Origin of the sequence: uncultured Agrococcus sp. (genome assembly GCF_945915485.1) — a bacterium.
GTDB lineage: Bacteria > Actinomycetota > Actinomycetes > Actinomycetales > Microbacteriaceae > Agrococcus.
Genome location: NZ_CAMEFJ010000047.1, coordinates 1 through 19,104, shown reverse-complemented (window position 1 = coordinate 19,104; position 19,104 = coordinate 1). Strand labels below are relative to the sequence as shown.

Sequence of the window (19,104 nt, the reverse complement as noted above, 5' to 3'; positions counted from 1 at the left end):
GGCGACCAGTACGGGGCTCCGGCAGGCGGCCAGCAGTTCAGCGCACCCGCTGGCGACCAGTACGGCGCTCCAGCAGGTGACCAGTACGGCCAGCAGCCCAACTACGGCGCTCCCGCGGGCGACCAGTACGGCCAGCAGCAGTACGGCGCTCCCGGACAGCCGCAGTACGGCGCCGCGCCCGGGCAGCCACAGGTAAGCCCGCAGGAAGAAGTCGAGCAGTCGAAGAACGCACACATGTTCTCGGCGATCGCTGCGATCTTCGGAGCGGGCTGGATCGTTGCGCTGATCTTCTACCTCACGCAGAAGGACAAGGGGCCGTTCGTTCGCCAGGAGACCGGCGCTGCCCTGAACTTCTACATCAGCATCGGTATCTACATGATCGCGAGTTCGATCCTGATGTTCATCTTCATCGGATTCCTGACGTACCTCGCAGCATGGATCATGGGTATCATCTTCGGCTTCGTCTCGGCCAACAAGGTCGGTAACGGCGGGGTATCGAACTACCCCCTGGCCATCAAGATGATCAAGTAAGGTCTCGTACGACGCGATCTGCGAGAAGCCGCCCTCGAAGGGTCGGGACAACCCGGCCGCCGAGGGCGGCTTCTGCGTCTACGAGCCCTGCCGCGATCAGTTCTGCGACCGCTCGTCTGCCATCGGCTTCGAGAACTCCGACCGGGAGCCCGCTCCTGATGCGAGTCTCGAGCAGGATGCGCTCCGTTCGCCGCGTTTCATCGTCCAAGAGCTCGCGTGCCATGACCGGGGAAAGCCGTTGCTCGATACGGGAGGCGTACGCGGCAGGGTGTTTCACGTTCCACCAGCGAACTCCGCCGACGTGGCTGTGTGCTCCCGGACCTATGCCCCACCAGTCCTGTCCCGTCCAGTACGCGAGGTTGTGCCGCGACTCTGCTCCGCTCTTCGACCAGTTGCTCACTTCGTACCAGTCGTAGCCCGCAGCCGAAAGGAGTACATCCGCAAGCTCGTACATGTCGGCCTGCAGGTCATCATCGACAGGTGGAACAGTCCCCCTGCGGATGTTCCGGGCCATCGCCGTTCCATCCTCGACGATGAGCGCATAGGCGGACACGTGCGCAGTATCGAGCTCAATCGCTGCTTCCAGGGATGTCCGCCAGTCGTCGAGGGACTCGCCCGGCGTGCCGTAGATGAGGTCGACACTCGCTTCGAGCCCCGTACGCCCCGCGGCCGCAACCACCTCGGGGACTCGCTTCGGGTCGTGAGTCCGATCCAGGGTCCTTAGTACGTGGGGTACCGCTGATTGCATACCGAAGCTCACCCTCGTGAACCCACCGTCGCGCAGCTTGGCAAGATCTCGCTCGTCGACGGAGTCGGGATTCGCCTCCGTCGTTATCTCGGCATCCGGGAGTATGCCGAAGGTGCTTCTGATACCCGCCAGCATCCGGACGAGGTCTTCGGGCGGGAGCAGCGTCGGGGTGCCACCACCGAAGAACACCGTCGATACCGGCCGTACCGCGTCGATCTCCCCGAGTCTGCTGCGCGCCAGCTCGAGTTCGACGAGAGCTTCGTCGATGTACTCTTTTCGGCTCGTGCCACCGAGTTCCTCGGCCGTGTACGTGTTGAAGTCGCAGTAGCCGCAACGCACTCTGCAGTACGGCACGTGCACGTAAACGCCGAGATCGCGATCATCGGCGCCGGTTCCAGCTCGAGCAGGAAGACGGCCATCCGCCGGCGCAGGGTCACCGTCGGGTAGCTTCGCCACGGTTATACCTTAGTCAGCGCGTACATGAACCGATCGTGGTGCGTGCGCTGAATGCGCTTGAACCAGGGCATCGTCGGGCGAAGCCACCAGGCGTTCGGCGCCCACACGACACGCAGTTCGAAGTGCACCGCGCCATCCTCGCCGATCGTGACGCGCATCCGCTCCTCGCCCTTCTCGGGATGCCCTTCGAGCGCACCGAACGTGACGGTGTGCGTCTCGGGCTCCTCGATCACCGAGATGACTCGGACGGGTGCGTGGAACAGCTTTCCGGCAACGCGCAATGACTGCATGGCCGAGTCGCCGGGCTGGAGCAGCGCAGCGCCGGACGAGTCGAAGTCCGTCGGCTGCTCGTAACTTGCCGACTCTACGACGTCGCCGTCTCGATAGACCACGGGGCGGTACACCTGACTCTCATCGGCAGGGTACACCTCGACGTCGAGCCCACTGCGGCGCTGAACCTGCCAGGTGCGCAGCCCGAGCACGGCCGAGTCGAATCGCGGCCTGCCGTGACCGATGCGCGATCGTCGTTCGATGACTCGAAAGCCGGAAGGGATGAAGCGCTCGAACTCCGGCTGGGATGTTATGCCGACCTGCCCGTAATTCGTTGTGCGCTCGGTAATGGGTGCTCGACTCACTTGCCCTCCTTCTTCGACTCTCCCGTCGAGAGCGCAGCGATGAATGCCTCCTGCGGCACTTCGACTCGTCCGACCATCTTCATGCGCTTCTTGCCCTCTTTCTGCTTCTCCAGCAGCTTGCGCTTTCGGGAGATGTCGCCTCCGTAGCATTTCGCCAGCACGTCTTTTCTGATGGCACGGATGTTCTCACGTGCGATGATCCTGGCTCCGACGGCCGCCTGAATCGGCACTTCGAACTGCTGCCTGGGAATGAGATCTTTCAGCTTCCCAGCCATCAGCACGCCGTAGGAGTACGCGCTGTCCCTGTGCACGATGGCGCTGAAAGCGTCCACCTGCTCTCCCTGCAGCAGAATATCGACCTTCACGAGGTCCGCTTCCTGCGTTCCCTCTACCTCATAGTCGAGGGATGCGTAGCCCTGCGTGCGCGACTTCAGATGGTCGAAGAAGTCGAAGACGATCTCACCGAGCGGCAGTCGGTACCGAATCTCGACGCGATCTTCAGAGAGATAGTCCAGCCCCTCCAGACTGCCACGACGGGACTGGCAGAGTTCCATGATCGTACCCACGTAATCCTTCGGCGCGAGCAGGGTCGCATTCACGACCGGCTCAATGATCTTGTCGATCTTCCCGGTCGGGAACTCGGAAGGATTCGTCACCGTGACGATGTTCTTCTCCTCCGTCTGCACTTCGTACACGACGCTGGGAGCGGTCGCGATGAGGTCGAGGTTGAATTCGCGTCGCAGCCGTTCGGAGATGATCTCCAGGTGCAGCAGCCCCAGGAATCCGCACCGGAAGCCGAAGCCGAGGGCGACGGACGTTTCCGGTTCGTACACGAGGGCGGCATCCGAGAGTTTGAGTTTGTCGAGGGCCTCCCGCAATACGGGATAGTCGCTGCCGTCGATGGGGTACAGGCCGGAGAACACCATCGGCTTCGGTTCCTCATAGCCCGTCAGGGCCACGTCGGCTGGTTTTCGGTGATTCGTCACCGTGTCGCCGACCTTCGACTGCCGCACGTCCTTGACACCCGTGATGAGGTATCCGACTTCGCCGGTGCCCAGCCCCTTGGTCGGTGCCGGTTCCGGGCTCGACACACCGATCTCGAGCAGCTCGTGCGTCGCGCCGGTCGACATCATCTGAATCTTCTCGCGCGGCTCGAGACTGCCATCCATCATTCTGACGAACGTAATGACGCCGCGGTATGCGTCATAGACGGAGTCGAAGATCATGGCTCGCGCAGCCGCGTCCGGGTCGCCCTTGGGCGCCGGCACATCGCGAACGACGCGATCGAGCAGCGCGTCGACACCTTCGCCCGTCTTGCCGGAGACCCGCAGCACGTCATCGGGGTCACCGCCGATGAGCTTCGCGATCTCCTCCGCATACTTCTGCGGGTCTGCGGCGGGCAGATCGATCTTGTTCAAGACCGGAATGATCTCGAGGTCGTGCTCGAGCGCAAGGTAGAGGTTCGCGAGGGTCTGCGCCTCGATGCCCTGTGCCGCGTCGACCAGCAGCAGCGCTCCCTCACATGCAGCGAGCGACCGGGAGACCTCGTAGCTGAAGTCGACGTGGCCCGGCGTGTCGATCATGTTCAGCGCATACGTCGAACCGTCGACAGCCCACGGCATCCGCACGGCCTGGCTCTTGATCGTGATGCCGCGTTCCCGCTCGATGTCCATGCGGTCGAGGTACTGAGCTCGCATGACTCGCTCCTCGACGACGCCGGTGAGCTGCAGCATACGATCTGCGAGTGTCGACTTGCCGTGGTCGATGTGGGCGATGATACAGAAGTTCCGGATCGCCGAAATATCGGTCCGGGCCGGTTCTAACGGCGTGGCTGCGCGTGGGCTCACGTGTCCTTCTTCTTGGGGGTCCGAGTGGGGCCCTTCACGGGCAAAAGCTGCCCTCCATCCTCGCATACGGGGCCGATAATCGTCATTCGCGGGCTCACGGGACGGCTACACTCATGCCATGGACAACAGCGTCGAGGTTCGCTCGGGAGTGGCGGAGCGCCTCGCCGCCCTGATCCGCATCCCTACCGTTTCAGCGGAAGCCGAGACGCACGCGGAGGCGTTCGCGTCGTTTCCCGCTGTTCTGCGCAACCTGTATCCGCTCGTGCACGAACGACTCGACCGTCGCGTCGTCGACGACACGGGGCTCTTGTTCCGTTGGCGCGGCGCGAGCGACGCTGCCCCTCTCGTCCTGATGGCGCACTGGGATGTCGTGCCGGCATCCCCATGGCCCTCCGGTGATCCGTTCGACGGCCGGATCGAGCGGCGTGCAGGCGACGAATGGGTCGTCGGAAGGGGTGCACTCGACGACAAGGGTCCTCTCGTAGTCGTGCTGGAAGCGGTCGAGAACTTGCTAGCGGCGGAGTTTACGCCCGCGCACGACGTCATCATCGCGCTCGGCGGCAACGAAGAGGTCATGGGGTCGAACGCTCGGGCGATGTCGGCGCTGCTGCAGGAAGAACTCGCAGGACGTCAGCCGTACATGGTGCTGGACGAAGGAGGAGCCGTGACGGACGACGTGCTCGACTTCGTACAGGGTCGCTGCGCCATGATCGGTCTCGCTGAGAAAGGGGTCGCAACCGTGCGCCTCGAAGTCGAGGGAACGGGAGGGCACGCTTCGGCACCCAAGCACGACGAACCGATCCCTCGTCTCGTCGGGGCGCTGCAGAACATCGAGCGCAACCCGCTGCCGGCGCGTCTCACGGAAACCGTGCAGGCGATGCTCGCGGCGCTGCGCCCCGTATCCACGTCAGCGGCGGCGAGGCTGCTCGGCATTGCCGGCAGGACGGGTCCGCTCGTTGCGGCGGCGCTTGCGAAAGCGGGCGGCGAGAGCGCCGCGCTCGTTCGCACGACGGTTGCGCCGACGCGGCTGAACTCCGGATCGGCAGACAACGTGCTGGCCGAGCACGCGGCCGCGACGCTGAACTGCCGGATCATGCCGGGCTCCTCAGTACGGGAGACGCTTCGAGCGCTGCGCAGACGCATACGAGACGACGGAGTGCGGCTCACGCTGATCGAGGGCCATGAACCGTCACCGGAGTCTCCTCTCGACGACCGTTTCGAGGCGATCGGGGCTGCCCTGGAGGACTCGTGGCCGACAGCCGCTGCAGTCCCGTACCTCATGATGGCCGCGAGCGATGCGCGTCACTTCCACACGTGGTGCACGCACGTCTACCGCTTCGCTCCCCTGCTCATGACCCTCGAACAACGCGAGTCCATTCACGGCGAGGAGGAAGCCGTCGCCGTCGACTCGCTCGTTCGCGGCGAACGATTCTTCAGGGCGCTGATTAGGAACCGCGCGGACGAGCGGGAGGACTGAGGTGAGGAAGACACGAGCGCTCCTGTTCGGCGGGCTCGGGTCCGTCGTCGCGTACCTCGCCTTCGTCGAGTTCACGAGCGGGATCATCCAGGGCTATTACACGCCGTTCATGAGCGACATAGCCCGTCACCTGGACGTAACCGACGCCGACGTGAACTGGCTGGAGGGCGCGCAGCTCATGCTCTCCGCGCTCGTCGTGCCTGCTCTTTCGAAACTCGGAGACATGATCGGGCATCGGCGCATGCTGCTGCTCTCCACCGCTGTGACGTTTTTCGCATCTGTTCTCATCGCAGTCGCCCCGGTCTTCTGGCTGTTCCTCATCGCGTGGTCGCTGCAGGGCTTCTACGTCGTGTGGCTGCCGCTGGAGATCGCATTGATCTACATCCGCAGCCGCGAAGTCTCGACCGATGCGCCCGCGGCGCTGACGAGGCGGGCCGCCGGCGTTCTCGTCGCTGCTCTGGAGCTCGGTGCGATCGCCGGGGCCCTGACTGGAGGCGCGCTCATCGATGCCCTGCCGCTGCAGTTCGTGCTCGTCCTCCCTGCGGTCGTCGTCGGGGTCTGCTGGATCGTCATCGCGGTCGGCGTGAGGGAAACGGAGCGGCGGCCCGGCCCGGCCGGATTCGACACGATAGGGCTTGTCGTCGTGACGGGTGCGCTGATCCTGCTCATGGGGTCGCTGTTCGTCCTGCGCGGCAGCGGCATCGATGTAGGGTCAGGAGGCTTCTGGGCGGCGGTGACGATGCTGCTGCTCGGGGCGATTGGGCTGTACGCCTTCGCACGCTTCGAACTGCGGCATCCCGACCCCGTCATCGACGTGCGCATGTTCGCCGACCCGGCCTTGTGGCCGGTATTCGCGACGGCCGGCCTGTTCGGAATGTCGGTCCTGGGAGCGCAGGCTCCCCTTTCCACCTTCGCGCGCACCGACCCGGAAATCTACGGCTTCGGTCTGGGAACATCCGGATTCGCCACGTCGCTCATCATCGGGCTCTATCTGATCGCAATGACGGTGGGTGCCATGCTCGTTCCTCTCGCCTCTCGCCTCACGACCCCGAGGTGGGCGCTCGTCATGGCCTGTCTCCTCGTCGCTGCCGGGTACGGCATGTTCCTGCCCATGCACGATCACTACGGTCAGGTGATCGCGAACATGGCAGTCGCAGGGCTCGGTTCGGGAGCTCTCGTCGCCTCACTTCCTGCCGCGGCAGCTGCTGCCGCAACCGTGCAGCAGACGGGCGTTGCGACGGGCATGACGAACTCCGTTAAAACGGTTGGCGGAGCCGTTGCTTCATGCATTTTCGGCCTGGCCCTGTCAAGCTTTGCGGCAACCGCCGGAACTGTGCCGGAGGGAACCGCGGGCTCCTACACCGGTTACTTGACCGTATGGACAGTGTGCTCGGTCACGGCGATCGCCGCCGCGGTGCTGCTGCTGTTCGTCCCGAAGCACGCGTTCGGTGATCGCATCGCTCCCGTCGCTGCCTAGGTCGGCAGCGTGAGACCCAGCAGGCGCTGCGCACGCTGGACGACAGCCTCCTGTGTCAGACCGAGAGTCGCCATGACCGTTGCGCCATCGCCCGGCACACCGAAACTGTCGATGCCGAGCACGTCATCGGCGTATTTCCACCACGACTGCGTTGCGCCCGCCTCGACCGCCAGCACGGGAACACTGCCCAGCACGGCATCGCGGTACGCGTCCGGCTGCTCATCGAACCAGCGAAGGCACGGTGCGCTCACAATGCGCACAGGAACGCCGACGGAGCGCAGCTGCGCGGCCGCGGCATCGACCAGCTGCAGTTCCGAGCCGGTCGCAAGCAGCGTCAGTCGTGCATGCGCATCGTCAGCGAGCACGTAGGCGCCCCGCGCAACGTTCGCATCCAGATCCGGAACAGCTGCCGTCAGCTGGCGAACCGGCTGGCGAGACAGGAACAGCGCCGTAGGCACGGTCGACCCGAGCATCCGCCGCCAGCAGGCGACGACTTCTGCAGAGTCCGCCGGTCGCACGACGTCGACCCCCGGCATCGCTCTCAGTGAAGCCAGCTGCTCGACGGGCTGGTGCGTCGGGCCGTCTTCTCCGACCGCAACCGAATCGTGGGTGGCGATCGTGATCGTCGGCAGCTCCATGAGCGCAGCCAGACGCAGCGCCGGTCGCAAGTAGTCGGTGAAGACAGCGTAGGCGGATCCGTAGGCGCGGTCCAGCCCTATCAACGCGATACCGTTGAGCACCGCCTGCATCGCGTGCTCGCGGATGCCGAAGCGCAGAAATTCGCCGGCGGGATGATCGTTCGAGAATCGCTCGCCGGGAATCGCCACCGAGGTGCTCGAGGCAACGTCTGCCGAACCGCCGAAGAATCGCCCGGTTTCCGCGAGTGCGTTGACAACCCGGCCGTTCGCTACGCGCGTCGCCTCGTCACCGCTCGCCGCGGCAACCCCGTCGAGAACGTCTGCCCCTATGAGCTGCTCTCCCCTCCGGCGGGTGTGCCACTCTGCGGCCTCGGCGGGGTGACTATCGCCCCAGGAGCGCATCTCGGCATCCCACTCGCGAACGAGCTCCTCTCCCCGTGCGATCGCGCTTCTGCCGAATGCGAGCGCAGCGTCATCGACGAGCGTTTCCAGTCCGGCGCCGGCGGGAAAGCCGAGCGCAGCGAGGATGCCGGCGAGCTCATCGGCGCCAGGGGCGCCGGCGTGCGCTTTCGGCGTGCCTGCGAACGAAGAGGAAGCGGGATACCCGATCGTGCTCTTGATAGACACGAGCGTCGGCGCCCCCGTTCGCAGCTTCGCCTCACGCAGTGTCTTCTCGATCGAGTCGAGGTCGGTTGCGTCCTCGATCTCCAGGTTCCGCCACCCGTAGGCGGCGAACCGCGCACGCACATCTTCCGTGAACGCCTCATCGGTGAGCGCATCGATCGTCACGCGATTGTCATCCCAAATCAGCACGAGGTTGTCCATGCCGATCGTTGCTGCGAGCGACGCGGCCTCGCTCGCAACACCCTCCTGCATGCAGCCGTCGCCGGCGACCGCCCACACCGTCGGATCGTGGGGCGTGCCGAAGAGCGCCCTCTCTCGTCGTAACCCGACCGCCATGCCGACCGCATTCGCGACTCCCTGGCCGAGCGGTCCGGTCGTCACCTCGACACCCGCTGTGTGCCCGTACTCGGGGTGCCCAGGGGTTGCGGATCCGAACGTCCTGGCGGCGGCGATATCGGCGGGTTCGAGGCCGTAGCCGGTGAACATCAACTGTACGTATTGCAGCAGGCTCGCGTGGCCCGCAGAGAGCACGAAACGATCACGCCCCGGCCACTCCGGATGCCGCGGGGAATGGCGCATGACCCGCTGGTACAGCGTGTGTGCGAGCGGCGCAAGCGCCATGGCTGTTCCCGCGTGCCCGTGCCCCTTCTGCTGCACGGCCCACGCCGGCAATGCAGTGGCAGCTGCGACCGCCCGGTACTCCTGCTCTGACCTGCAACCGCCGATAACACTGGGCTCTCTTGTCATGACAACCACTTTGGTCTAGAATTGGTCGTAAGTCAATCCGGGTATCGCAAAGGGGCTCCTCATGCTGGCGCACTCCCTCGAGGAAGTGGTACGGCGCATTCGTCGTGGTGCCGACACTCGCTCCAAGCTCTTGGAGGAGCTGGAGTGGTCGCGCACGACGCTGACTTCACGTCTCGGCGAGCTCACGGACGCCGCCATCATCCGCCCTGGCGAGTTCGCTCCCAGCACCGGTGGGAGGCCCGCTACGAAACTCGAGCTGAATCCCGACCGCGGCCTGATCCTCGCGCTCGATATCGGTGGCAGCCACTCCCGGCTCGCGATCTGCTCCGCTGACGCATCCGTGGTTCGGATCACGGACCTCGAAGCGGGCAGGACAGCGGGGAGCAATGTCGTCGCAGAGTGGATTCGGGCATCCGTCAGCGACGCTGAAGCGGATCGCATCCTTGCCGTGGGTTCCGGTATCCCCATCCCGCCGCCCCGGTTCACCAACGGCGAGATGGCACCGGAACAACGCGATTGGGAGTCCTTCAGCCCCGCCGGCATCCTCAGCATTGAAGTCCCGGAAGTCTTCGCACAGGACGTCGCGGTCGTTGCGCGCGGCGAAGCGCAGCACCCAGAGGCCAAGCCCGATGCGCTGATCGTCAAGATCGGGCTGGGGCTGTCGGTCGCGACGCTGTCCGGGCACCGTGTTCTATCGGGAGCCAACGGCGCCGCCGGCGCATTCCTCATCCCCCACGCCGACGAATTCGTTGCTGCCGAAACCCTCTTTTCCGGGTACACCGTCCGCAATGCTCTCGTGCGTCACGGCCTGCCACGCGACGCACCCAGCAGCGACATTGTGGCCGTCGCAGCGAACGAGAACGCCCTCGGCCGAGCAACCCGCGAGGCACTGCACGAGATGGCCGGACGCCTCGGCACCGCACTGACGTCGCTCGTCGCGTTCGTGGATCCGCAAGAGGTACTCATCGGCGGCAACCTGGCGGAAGCCGACGCCGTCGTGGACGGCATCCGCTCTGCGCTGATGGAGCGCATGCGCCCTCCCCAGCGCGACTCCGTTGGAGTTCATCGCTGCAGAAGGGGCCGCGAAGCGGGCGTCGTCGGCGCCGCGAATCTCGCGCTCGACGCCCTGACAACGCAGGAAGCACTGACAGCCAGCACTCGCACGAACAGACAGGAGACAGCATGACGGCATTGAACGATGCGCTCGGCGACATCGCGGTAGCGGCGACTCCCGCCGACTGGCGGGCGGCGATCACGCTCGCCGGCGACGGGCTCGTTCGCGGCGGCTGCACGACGCACGAGTACACCGAACAGATGATCGCGGCGATTGAAGAACTCGGGCCGTACATCGTCATCGCGCCGGGCTTCGCTCTCGCCCATTCGCGACCGTCCGAAGCCGTGCTGGCGACCGGACTGTCGTGGGTGCAGCTTGCGAGTCCCGTCGAGTTCGGCAGCGCGAACGACCCGGTCGACCTCGTCGTCGGCCTCGCCGCAAAAGATCACGACGGCCATATCGCCGTCATGTCTCAGCTCGCGGGCATCCTCGCGAGCCCTGAACACATGGAATCACTGAAAGCCGCGGACTCGGAAGCACGCGTCCGCGAGATCATCACCTCTATCGAGAACGGAACCACATGAGAATCGTTGCAGTCTGCGGCATGGGTATCGGTACCAGTGTGCTGCTCAAGATGAACATTGAAAAGGCGCTCGACGAGCTGGGCGTCGACGGTGTCGTGGACGCCGCGGACATCACCGCCGCGAAGGGTGTCGCGCAGGGAGCGGATCTCGTCGTCACGAGCGAGGAACTGCTCTCCCAATTGGAGTCGCTGCCGGTCGACGTCGTCGCCGTCAAGAACTTCATGGACCTTGCCGAGATCACCGACACGCTCGACGAATACGTCTAGCCGCCACCGTCCCCCACCAAGGAGCAAATCATGGAAGTCCTCGTCCTCATCCTCGACTTCATAGGGCAGCAGATCCTGAACGTGCCCGCCTATCTCGTCGGGCTCATCACCGCGATCGGTTTGATCGCACTCCGGAAAACCGCAGGGCAGGTCATCGGCGGAGGCCTCAAAGCTGCGCTGGGATTCTTGATACTCGGCGCCGGAGCCGACGTTGTCGTCGGCTCGCTGGAGCCGCTCGGCGAGCTGATCCTCGGCGTCACGGGCGCACAGGGAGTTATTCCGACCAATGAAGTGATCACGGCGTTCGCGGCCGTGGAGTTCGGCGCGACATCCGCGTACGTCCTCGCACTCGGGTTCGTCGTCATGCTGCTGTTCGCCCGGTTCACACCGCTCAAGTACGTCTTCTTGACCGGTCACCACATGGTATTCATGTCCGTCATGATCGTCGTCGTGCTCTCGGTCGGCTTCCCCGACTCGCAGTGGCTCGTCATCCTGATCGGAGCCCTGCTGCTCGGCGTTGTCATGGTGGCGATCCCCGCATTCGCTCAGCCGTGGATGAACCGGATCACTGGCGACAACAAAGTTGCGATCGGTCACTTCGGAACCCTCGGCTACGTTGCCGCCGGTGCGGCCGGCCAGGCGTTCGGACGCCGCTCGAATAGCACGGAGGACATGAAGTTCCCGCAGGGGCTCTCGTTCCTGCGCGACTCCATGGTCGCGACAACGGTCTCGATGGTGCTCATCTACATGGTGTTCGTCGTCTGGGGCATGATCTCGCTCGGCGATGAAGCGTACGCGATTCTCGGGGCTGCCGACGGCAGCGACTTCGTCATGCAGGGCTTCATGCAGGCGCTCATGTTCGGTGTCGGTGTCGCGGTTATCCTCTACGGTGTCCGTGTCGTGCTCGGCGAGCTGATTCCCGCGTTCGAAGGGATCGCCGCCAAGGTCGTGCCGGGAGCAAAGCCCGCTCTCGACATCCCGATCGTGTTCCCCTACGCCTCGAACGCAGTGCTGGTCGGATTCCTGTCGTCGTTCGTCGGCGGCCTCATCGGCCTCGCCGTCCTGGCGCTCGTGAACCCCTGGCTGGGCCTTGCACTCATTCTGCCCGGGATGGTGCCGCACTTCTTCACCGGTGGTGGTGCGGGCGTCTTCGGCAATGCGACCGGAGGGCGACGCGGTGCCGTGATCGGTGGCTTCGTCAACGGTCTGCTCATCACGTTCCTGCCAGCGGGTCTCATGACGGTCATGGGCGAGCTCGGCTTCGCGAACTCGACGTTCGGGGATGCCGACTTCGGGTGGTTCGGCATTCTGCTCGGCACCTCGCTGCTGGGCAATGAGGTGCTCGGCATCATCCTGGTACTGCTCATCGGGGCCGTACTGCTGGGCGGCGCGATCCTCTTCCAGAAGCGCGTCACGGACCGCGGTTGGCTCCCCGCAGCCAACCGACAGGCGTGGCTCGACGCCGAAGCCGAAGAGGCACGCGCGGCCGCGAAGGCCCAGCGTGAGGCTCGCAAGGCGGCGCGTGCTGCGAAGAAATCGGAGACCGAGTAGCGAAACACAGGAGAGGGATCGTTGTGGAAGCACCGAGAATCTACTAGAGTAGGTCCTTGGCTTCCACGTCGATCCCTCTCATTCCCTCGTCGACGTGCCGTGGAGCCGGCCCCGGTTCCACCCGTAACGAATGTAAGAAAGAGCATCCCACGTGGCAAACATTAAGTCGCAGAAGAAGCGCATCCTCACCAACGCAAAGGCTACCGAGCGCAACCGCACGGTCAAGAGCGAACTGCGCACGGTGATCCGCAACACCCGCACGGCCATCACGGCCGGCGACAAGTCCGCTGCCGAGCAGTCGCTCCAGATCGCGACCAAGAAGCTCGACAAGGCAGTGAGCAAGGGCGTCATTCACGAGAACCAGGCTGCGAACCGCAAGTCGAAGCTCGCCAAGAAGGTCGCTGCTCTCTAAGTCGCGCGAAGATTCACGAAAGGGGCTGGGCATTGCTCAGCCCCTTTCGCATACCCGAATTCCCGCATCCCCACGCGCCCCGCACACTCCAGCACACCTCCCGCATCCCGCTCCTCCCCCCCCCGATGAGCTGTATGGGCACACTTCTCGGTCTATGCATGGCGACACGCCCGTATAGCGTGTTCATTCCGTGCATAGACCGAGAAGTGTTCCCCCAACGAAAGGGTCAGCGAGCGGCGATGACGCGCACCATGCGTTCGACGGAGTACTCGGGTGCGCGAGAAGCGCCCTTGACCGCGTGATCCGTCTCCGCGATGATGCGGATGCACCTCGCGAGTCGCTGCTCATCGAACCGCTGGAGGTCCCTCCGGGCATTGCGCACCATCCAGCCCGGCATCCCCAGAGACTTCGCGGCCTGACCTTCGGAGCCGTCGGCTGCGGAAACCTTCGCCATGGTTCTCAGTCTCGCAGCGAATGCAGCGACGATGGGAACGGGCGACGACCCTGACCAGATGGCCTGCCGCAGCAGCACGAGAGCCTGCCCCGCGTTGCCCTTGATGGCGGCGTCGGCGACATCGAACGCGGTGGTCGCTTCACTGCCCCGGTAGTACTTCGCGACAGATTCTTCCGTCACCTGCCCTGCCGTATCGGAGACCAGTTGCGCGATGGCACCGGCAAGCTCATCGAGAGACCGTTCGAACAGCCGAACCAGCCGATTCAAGGCGCCGGGCGTCGCTTCGCGGTCGGCCTCCGCGAACTCGGCACGCGCGAACGCCACCTTGGCATCGAAGTCCTTGACCTCCGAGCAGTCGACTACGACGCCGCCTCGTTTCACGGTGTCGACGAGTCGCTTCCCGCGCGTCGACGACGCGTCGTGGCGCAGCAGAATCGTCGTGGCGTCGAACGGCTCCTTGGCCGCCGCCATCGCGTCCTCCAGAAACGCGTCGGTCATCTTCGACAGACCCGACACCCGCAAGAGCTTGGGCTCCATGAAGAGCGACGGGCTGGCGTGCATGAGCAGTGCACCGGGCTCGTAGTCATCAGCTGCGATATCGATCACCTCGAGTTCCGGATCCTCCATCCGCAGCACCTGCCGAATCCGCTCGGAGGCGCGCCTCGCCAGCAGATCCTCCTTGCCGTGCAGCAGCACGATGGGCGCGGGAAAGGCTGCGTCCCAGCTGATCTGTCCGCTCTTCGCCATGGTCTTCAGTCTACGCCGCTGAACCACACGGACCCGTCGTGCATGATGGCGATCGTGCCGTGCTCGTCGGTGCGCAGCGGTGTGCCGCCGGAACCGGTTATCGCTTGCAAACACGCATCCGTCGGATGCCCATAGCTGTTCTCCCCCACTCCTACCAGGACGGCGTCGGCACCAACCTCGTCGTACAGGGGCGGATGCTGGTCCGCGCTGCAGTGATGCGCGGCCAGCAGCAGCGTCGACTCTGGCACGACACCGATGAGCCTTCGCTGCTCAGCCTCACCGAGATCCCCGAGAATCACGAGGAAGACGCCTCCGTTTGTCCTTTCCTGGAAGGCGAGCGCGAGTGATGCCGGGTTCCCCGGAGCTATTCCGGCCTCCGGCCAGAGCACGTTCACGACCATCTGCCCGACCGTGACACGGGCACCGGCACCGACCTCGCGCGCATCCGCGCCGCCCTCGCGCAATTGCGCGACGAGCTGTTCGTCTTCCTGCGTCATCGGCCCGTGCACGACCGTACCGATTCTCCCGATCATTGCCGGGGCTGCGCCGGAGTGGTCGAGGTCGAAGTGCGTCAGGAACAGCACGTCTATCTGCCGAACGCCCGCAGTCTGGAGGCACTCCTCCAGCAGATCCTCGTGTTCCCCCGTATCGATCAGCACCGTCGCGCCTCCTACCCGGACGAGCGTCGCGTGCCCCTGATCGACATCGCACTGCACGACTCGCCAGTCGGCAAGGGATGCTCGTCGAACGGCCTCGGGGACACTGACGAGGCCAGTCGCCAGCAGTGCAGCGAGGCCGATGACCGCAATGCCCAGCCTCCGGCGACGTAGCAGCATCGCAACACCCGTGATGCCGACGGCCGCGAGCAGCGCGCCTGGCAGCCCCTCTGCCCAGGGGATGCGCCACGGCCCGATCGCCTCGCTCAGCCTTGCGAGCGAGGCGATCCACGCCGCCGCCGGCCAAGCGAGCCATGCCACGAGCGTTCCGATAACCGGCACGAATTGACTTGCCATGCAGGCGACCAAGCCGACGACGGTGACAACGGGCGCTGCGGGAGCTGCGGCCAGATTCCAGAGCACCGACAGCGGTTGCACGCCGTTGTCGAGCAGAATCAAGACGGGCAGCACCCACAGCTGTGCGGCGACGGGGACGGCGATGGCGAACGCCAGCGGAGCCGGCATGTAGTCGGCGAGTCGCTCCGCTATGGGTTTCGAGTGCACGATGAGCCCGGCTGTCGCCAACACCGAGAGCACGAAGCCGACGCTCGTCGCGAGCGTTGGATTCACGATGAGGCCCACGAGCACCGCGAGCGACAGCAACGGCACCGCACCCCGCGGTTGCCCGCGCAGGAAACCCAAGAGCGCGATGATCGCCATCAAGGATGCACGGACAACGGATGGCTCCGGCGTCACCAGCACTACGAATGCCGCAAGAGCCGCGAGAGCAACGGAAATACGAACCCACCTCCTTGCGCCCAGGGCCGCCGAGAGACCGAAAGCCGCCGCCGTCACGATCGCGCAATTCGCACCGGAAACCGCTGTCAGGTGCGAGAGTCCCGCCTCCAGCATCGCGTCCTGCAGTGTTTCGTCGACGCGTGAGGTGTCTCCTATCGCGAGGCCAGCGAGCAGCGCTCCTCCGTCACCGGGCAACGGTTCGTTGGCACGTTGAAACGACGCGCGCCAGGCGGCGCTCCACTGTGCAAACAGGGGCCGCTCGACGACGTGAGCGTTCGTGCAGTCCAGCACCCAGTTGTCTTGGAACGACCAGGTATCGCACTCGGCGCTGAGCACGGTGCCGAATCCGAGTTCGCCCGGCTGCACCTCGCCGTGTTCACCGACCGCCTCGAACAGGATGACGGGGCCGCTGCTGTGCTCCCTTCCGCAGTCCGCCGTCAGCACGGTGGCGGCGGCAGGCAGCGCGTTACCGGAGTCCAAGCGCACGAGCGCATCGCATCGTCCTGTTCCGGCGTCGACGGATGCGGGTTCCTGCGCCCCGCGAACGACAAGCAGCGCCGCTATTGCGCATGCGACGGCGATGAGCGCGAGGAGCCCCGCCGGTGCCCTGCGGCGCAACAGTATCGCTGCCAGTAGAGCCACGAGCATCCCTGAGCCGGCTACGAGGACGGCGACTCCGGCGTCCACCGGCGTGAACTCGACCAGCGCGAGCGCAAGCCATCCGGTTGCGACCGGGATGGCGAGCCGAAAATCTGCCGGAGGCTTCACACGGTCACCAACGTGCGCAACTGTTCCATCATCGCCGGCCCGATCCCGCTGACGTCTTCCAAATCATCGACGCTCGCAAACGGCCCGTGCTCATCGCGATGCGCAACAATCGCGGCGGACACCGAAGGGCCGACCCGCGGCAGCTGCTGGAGCTCTTCCGCCGTCGCGCGATTGATATTGATGAGACCGTTGCCGTCCTCGGTCGTCTCCTCCTCGCCTTCGATCGGGACGAGCAGCTGTTCACCGTCCTGCACTTCACGTGCAAGATTGATGCTGCCTGCAGCGGCGCCCTCCGTGAGCCCGCCGGCGGCGGAAATGGCGTCCACGACCCTCGCCCCTGGCGCCAAGACGACGATGCCGGGGCGCTCCACCGCACCCTGGACATCGACAAGCAGCTCCTCTGCTTCGACGGAGTCGTCCTCCACCCCGATGACAACGTCCGACCCTTGCGAGGATGCCCCGACGGCGTTCACGATCGCGCCGCCCGCGACCGCCCCGATCACGAGCACAACAGCGGCGCCTACGCCCAGTCGCCAGTTCTCCCTCGCCACGCACGCAACCGTGCCAGCCCCGGTGCCACCGGCACGCGAACGGCCCCGCTCCCTGTGGAGGGAACGGGGCTGTTGAGCGTACTTTGCCGTGGCTACGCGCGCTGCACGGTAATCGACCACTCTGCTGCACCGCGCTTGACGAACTCTGTCACCGGGTATCCGTTCTCGGCCGCCCACTGCGGCAGTGAGTCGGTCGCCTGCGTGCAGTCGAAGTCGATGACGAGTTCGTCGCCGACGGGAATCTCGGCGATTGCTCGCTTCGCCTCCACGAGCGGGAAGGGGCACACTTGCCCGACGGTCTCCAGAACGTGCTTTGCCATGGTGATCTTTCCTTTACTGTCGGTACTACTTGCCGGCGGACGTGAGCACGGGTCGCGCGGCAGCGCCGTCTCTCCTGTGGTTCGTGATGAAGAGCCTGGTGGCGACACCTGTGCCGATGATCATGAAGAGCAGCGATATCCATCCCTGGAATCCGAAGGTCGCCGTGTTGACCATCGCATTGCCGATCGTGCACCCGCCCGCCCAGGCGGCACCCCACCCCATCAGGATGCCGCCGAAGATCGATCGGACGCTCGTGCGCGCATCCGGAACCCTGATCTTGAACTCGCCGGAGCCGGCCGCCGCAATGAACGAACCGATGAGCAGGCCGAGGACGAGCATGACGCCCCAGTCGACGAGCGCGAGATCGCCGGTCGCGAGGAACACGCCGATGTTGGCTGACGGGCCCGTGATGCCGAGCCCGGATTCACGGCCCGTCGCCCAGGACAACGGCCACGCCGCTGTCGCGATGACGCCGATGATCGCCGCGGAGATGAACGGGTGCCACGGCCTCTCGAACAGCACGTGGGCGATGCCGGTCTTCGTGGCCGGAAGGGATGCCCTCCGCACTTTGCGCTCCCTGCGAAGATGACGAGCGACGACGAACCCGACGCCGGCAACGAGCAGCGTGACGAGAATCCACGGGTTCACGCCGAGCGCCTGATAGATGCTGTCCTCCGGGAGCGCTATCGAGCGCACTGCGTCGGTTGATGTCGCGAGAGGTCCGAAGCGGAAGGTCGCGGCTCCGACGATGTAGAAGATCAGCGCCAGCCACGAACCGACGAGCCCTTCCCCGGCGCGGTAGTACGTTCCTGTCGCGCAGCCGCCTGCCAGTACGATCGCGAATCCGAAGATGAAGCCGCCGAGCACCGCTCCGAGCCAGGGGAAGTCGCCAGAGGTGAGATTGATGACGCCGAGCGCATCGAGAACGAACACGCCGATCGACTGCACTGCGACGATCACCATGAATGCCGTGAGCCACCGCGTGCTGCGCAACGTGAAGAGGTCTCGAAACGCACCGGTAACGCAGAATCGTCCACGCTGGAACACGAAGCCGAGAACGGTGCCGAGGAGTAAGCCTGTGAGGATCATGCTGGCTATGAGACCAGCATGACCCCCTAAAGCTCAAGTTATATTACCTATTATTACGCCTCATGTCCGGCGCAGGAAAACTACTTCACGACGAAGTTCACGAGCTTCGGAGCACGAACGATGACCTTGACGATCGAACCCTCTCCCACGGCGCGCTGAACAGCCTTGGATGCTTCGGCCGCCTCCTCGAGATCCGCCTCGCCGATGTCGGGGCTCACGTCGAGACGGTCGCGTACCTTCCCGTTGACCTGGACGACGCAGGTCACGGTGTCCTCAACGAGCAGCGCTGGTTCCGCTTCCGCCCACACGACGTTCGCGATGGAAGGCTCGTGCCCGAGCCTCTCCCACATGTCCTCGGCAGTGTACGGCGAGAACAGCGCGAGCCCGAGCGCGAGCGTCTCGACCGCCTCGCGAACAGCGGGATCCGCTGCCCCGGGTCCCGCGTCAACGGTCTTCCGAATCTGGTTCGTCAGCTCCATGAGTCTCGCGACGACAACATTGAACTTGAGCGACTCGATGAGCCCCGGCGCATCCGCCAGGAAGCGATGCGTCACGGCACGGAGCGTGCGATCCCCATCGGCAGTGTTCGTCCCGACCGGCGAGTCGACTTCCCCGGAAAGACGCCAGGCCCGCGCCAGGAAGCGGCCGCTGCCGGCGGGCGAGACATCCTTCC

At 65.1% G+C, this 19,104-nt stretch carries 18 protein-coding genes; 8 read left to right on the top strand and 10 right to left on the bottom strand.

Features of this window, described 5'->3' with window-relative positions; translation table 11 throughout:
* A partial coding sequence (locus Q0O95_RS08820; protein WP_293697487.1) for a DUF4870 domain-containing protein occupies positions 1-531 on the top strand: 531 nt, incomplete at its 5' end.
* Here the strand turns inward: Q0O95_RS08820 and hemW are convergent.
* Genes hemW through lepA form a run of 3 tightly spaced genes read right to left on the bottom strand, consistent with a single transcriptional unit; the run spans position 524 to position 4,217 of the window.
* A complete protein-coding gene (gene hemW / locus Q0O95_RS08815) occupies positions 524-1,741 on the bottom strand; it encodes a radical SAM family heme chaperone HemW (protein ID WP_293697489.1) in 1,218 nt (405 codons plus the stop codon). The two genes, Q0O95_RS08820 and hemW, sit on opposite strands and share 8 nt — an antisense overlap.
* Positions 1,738-2,370 (bottom strand): DUF1990 family protein, encoded by a 633-nt coding sequence (locus Q0O95_RS08810; protein WP_293697485.1) that lies wholly within the window; start codon positions 2,368-2,370, stop codon positions 1,738-1,740. Before Q0O95_RS08810 ends, hemW begins: the two co-directional genes overlap by 4 nt.
* On the bottom strand, positions 2,367-4,217 hold the full coding sequence (lepA, locus tag Q0O95_RS08805) for a translation elongation factor 4 (protein WP_293697483.1): 1,851 nt from the start codon (positions 4,215-4,217) through the stop codon (positions 2,367-2,369). Before lepA ends, Q0O95_RS08810 begins: the two co-directional genes overlap by 4 nt.
* A gap of 118 nt (positions 4,218-4,335) precedes the next feature.
* Between lepA and Q0O95_RS08800 the strand changes: the two genes are divergently transcribed.
* Both Q0O95_RS08800 and Q0O95_RS08795 read left to right on the top strand, forming a co-directional pair.
* A complete protein-coding gene (locus Q0O95_RS08800; RefSeq protein ID WP_293697481.1) occupies positions 4,336-5,694 on the top strand; it encodes a M20/M25/M40 family metallo-hydrolase in 1,359 nt (452 codons plus the stop codon).
* 1 nt (position 5,695) lies between these two features.
* On the top strand, positions 5,696-7,171 hold the full coding sequence (locus Q0O95_RS08795; protein WP_293697479.1) for an MFS transporter: 1,476 nt from the start codon (positions 5,696-5,698) through the stop codon (positions 7,169-7,171).
* Here Q0O95_RS08795 and Q0O95_RS08790 read toward each other — a convergent pair.
* Complete coding sequence (locus Q0O95_RS08790; RefSeq protein WP_293697477.1) at positions 7,168-9,180, bottom strand: transketolase; 2,013 nt, start codon at positions 9,178-9,180, stop codon at positions 7,168-7,170. The genes Q0O95_RS08795 and Q0O95_RS08790 overlap by 4 nt on opposite strands.
* A gap of 61 nt (positions 9,181-9,241) precedes the next feature.
* On the opposite strand from Q0O95_RS08790, the gene Q0O95_RS08785 reads away from it, so the two are divergent.
* The 5 genes from Q0O95_RS08785 (at position 9,242) to rpsT (ending at position 13,047) form a co-directional block, all read left to right on the top strand.
* Positions 9,242-10,366 carry an ROK family protein gene (locus Q0O95_RS08785; RefSeq protein ID WP_293697476.1) on the top strand — a complete coding sequence of 375 codons (1,125 nt, stop codon included), beginning with the start codon at positions 9,242-9,244 and terminating at the stop codon, positions 10,364-10,366.
* Positions 10,363-10,818 (top strand): PTS sugar transporter subunit IIA, encoded by a 456-nt coding sequence (locus tag Q0O95_RS08780; RefSeq protein ID WP_293697475.1) that lies wholly within the window; start codon positions 10,363-10,365, stop codon positions 10,816-10,818. The genes Q0O95_RS08785 and Q0O95_RS08780 overlap by 4 nt, the downstream gene beginning before the upstream one ends.
* Entirely contained in the window at positions 10,815-11,084 is a 270-nt protein-coding gene (locus Q0O95_RS08775; protein WP_293697474.1) for a PTS sugar transporter subunit IIB, read from the top strand. Before Q0O95_RS08780 ends, Q0O95_RS08775 begins: the two co-directional genes overlap by 4 nt.
* Positions 11,085-11,114: 30 nt before the next feature.
* On the top strand, positions 11,115-12,635 hold the full coding sequence (locus Q0O95_RS08770) for a PTS ascorbate transporter subunit IIC (protein ID WP_293697472.1): 1,521 nt from the start codon (positions 11,115-11,117) through the stop codon (positions 12,633-12,635).
* A gap of 151 nt (positions 12,636-12,786) precedes the next feature.
* The gene (gene rpsT, locus Q0O95_RS08765) at positions 12,787-13,047 is read left to right on the top strand and encodes a 30S ribosomal protein S20 (protein WP_293697470.1); all 261 of its coding nucleotides are present in this window, start codon (positions 12,787-12,789) and stop codon (positions 13,045-13,047) included.
* A gap of 226 nt (positions 13,048-13,273) precedes the next feature.
* On the opposite strand, the gene holA is transcribed toward rpsT, so the two are convergent.
* From holA to Q0O95_RS08735, 6 genes are all read right to left on the bottom strand, one after another.
* Complete coding sequence (holA, locus tag Q0O95_RS08760) at positions 13,274-14,248, bottom strand: DNA polymerase III subunit delta (RefSeq protein ID WP_293697468.1); 975 nt, start codon at positions 14,246-14,248, stop codon at positions 13,274-13,276.
* A 5-nt stretch (positions 14,249-14,253) separates the two neighbouring features.
* On the bottom strand, positions 14,254-16,470 hold the full coding sequence (locus tag Q0O95_RS08755; protein ID WP_293697466.1) for a ComEC/Rec2 family competence protein: 2,217 nt from the start codon (positions 16,468-16,470) through the stop codon (positions 14,254-14,256).
* Positions 16,467-17,021 carry a ComEA family DNA-binding protein gene (locus Q0O95_RS08750; protein ID WP_293697465.1) on the bottom strand — a complete coding sequence of 185 codons (555 nt, stop codon included), beginning with the start codon at positions 17,019-17,021 and terminating at the stop codon, positions 16,467-16,469. The genes Q0O95_RS08755 and Q0O95_RS08750 overlap by 4 nt, the downstream gene beginning before the upstream one ends.
* 92 nt (positions 17,022-17,113) lie before the next feature.
* Positions 17,114-17,341 carry a sulfurtransferase TusA family protein gene (locus Q0O95_RS08745; protein ID WP_293697464.1) on the bottom strand — a complete coding sequence of 76 codons (228 nt, stop codon included), beginning with the start codon at positions 17,339-17,341 and terminating at the stop codon, positions 17,114-17,116.
* Between the two features lie 25 nt (positions 17,342-17,366).
* Positions 17,367-18,431 carry a YeeE/YedE family protein gene (locus Q0O95_RS08740; RefSeq protein WP_293697462.1) on the bottom strand — a complete coding sequence of 355 codons (1,065 nt, stop codon included), beginning with the start codon at positions 18,429-18,431 and terminating at the stop codon, positions 17,367-17,369.
* An 80-nt stretch (positions 18,432-18,511) separates the two neighbouring features.
* Positions 18,512-19,104, bottom strand: a 593-nt coding sequence (locus Q0O95_RS08735; protein WP_293697460.1) for a class I tRNA ligase family protein, incomplete at its 5' end; no start/stop codon positions are given.

What these genes read in the sequence shown, in the direction of transcription:
- Q0O95_RS08775 (WP_293697474.1), top strand. Translation starts at nt 10,815, where the DNA reads ATGAGAATCGTTGCAGTCTGCGGCATGGGTATCGGTACCAGTGTGCTG.
- Q0O95_RS08785 (WP_293697476.1), top strand. Translation starts at nt 9,242, where the DNA reads ATGCTGGCGCACTCCCTCGAGGAAGTGGTACGGCGCATTCGTCGTGGT.
- holA (WP_293697468.1), bottom strand. Translation starts at nt 14,248, where the DNA reads ATGGCGAAGAGCGGACAGATCAGCTGGGACGCAGCCTTTCCCGCGCCC.
- Q0O95_RS08745 (WP_293697464.1), bottom strand. Translation starts at nt 17,341, where the DNA reads ATGGCAAAGCACGTTCTGGAGACCGTCGGGCAAGTGTGCCCCTTCCCG.
- Q0O95_RS08800 (WP_293697481.1), top strand. Translation starts at nt 4,336, where the DNA reads ATGGACAACAGCGTCGAGGTTCGCTCGGGAGTGGCGGAGCGCCTCGCC.
- Q0O95_RS08790 (WP_293697477.1), bottom strand. Translation starts at nt 9,180, where the DNA reads ATGACAAGAGAGCCCAGTGTTATCGGCGGTTGCAGGTCAGAGCAGGAG.
- Q0O95_RS08780 (WP_293697475.1), top strand. Translation starts at nt 10,363, where the DNA reads ATGACGGCATTGAACGATGCGCTCGGCGACATCGCGGTAGCGGCGACT.
- Q0O95_RS08740 (WP_293697462.1), bottom strand. Translation starts at nt 18,431, where the DNA reads ATGATCCTCACAGGCTTACTCCTCGGCACCGTTCTCGGCTTCGTGTTC.
- Q0O95_RS08770 (WP_293697472.1), top strand. Translation starts at nt 11,115, where the DNA reads ATGGAAGTCCTCGTCCTCATCCTCGACTTCATAGGGCAGCAGATCCTG.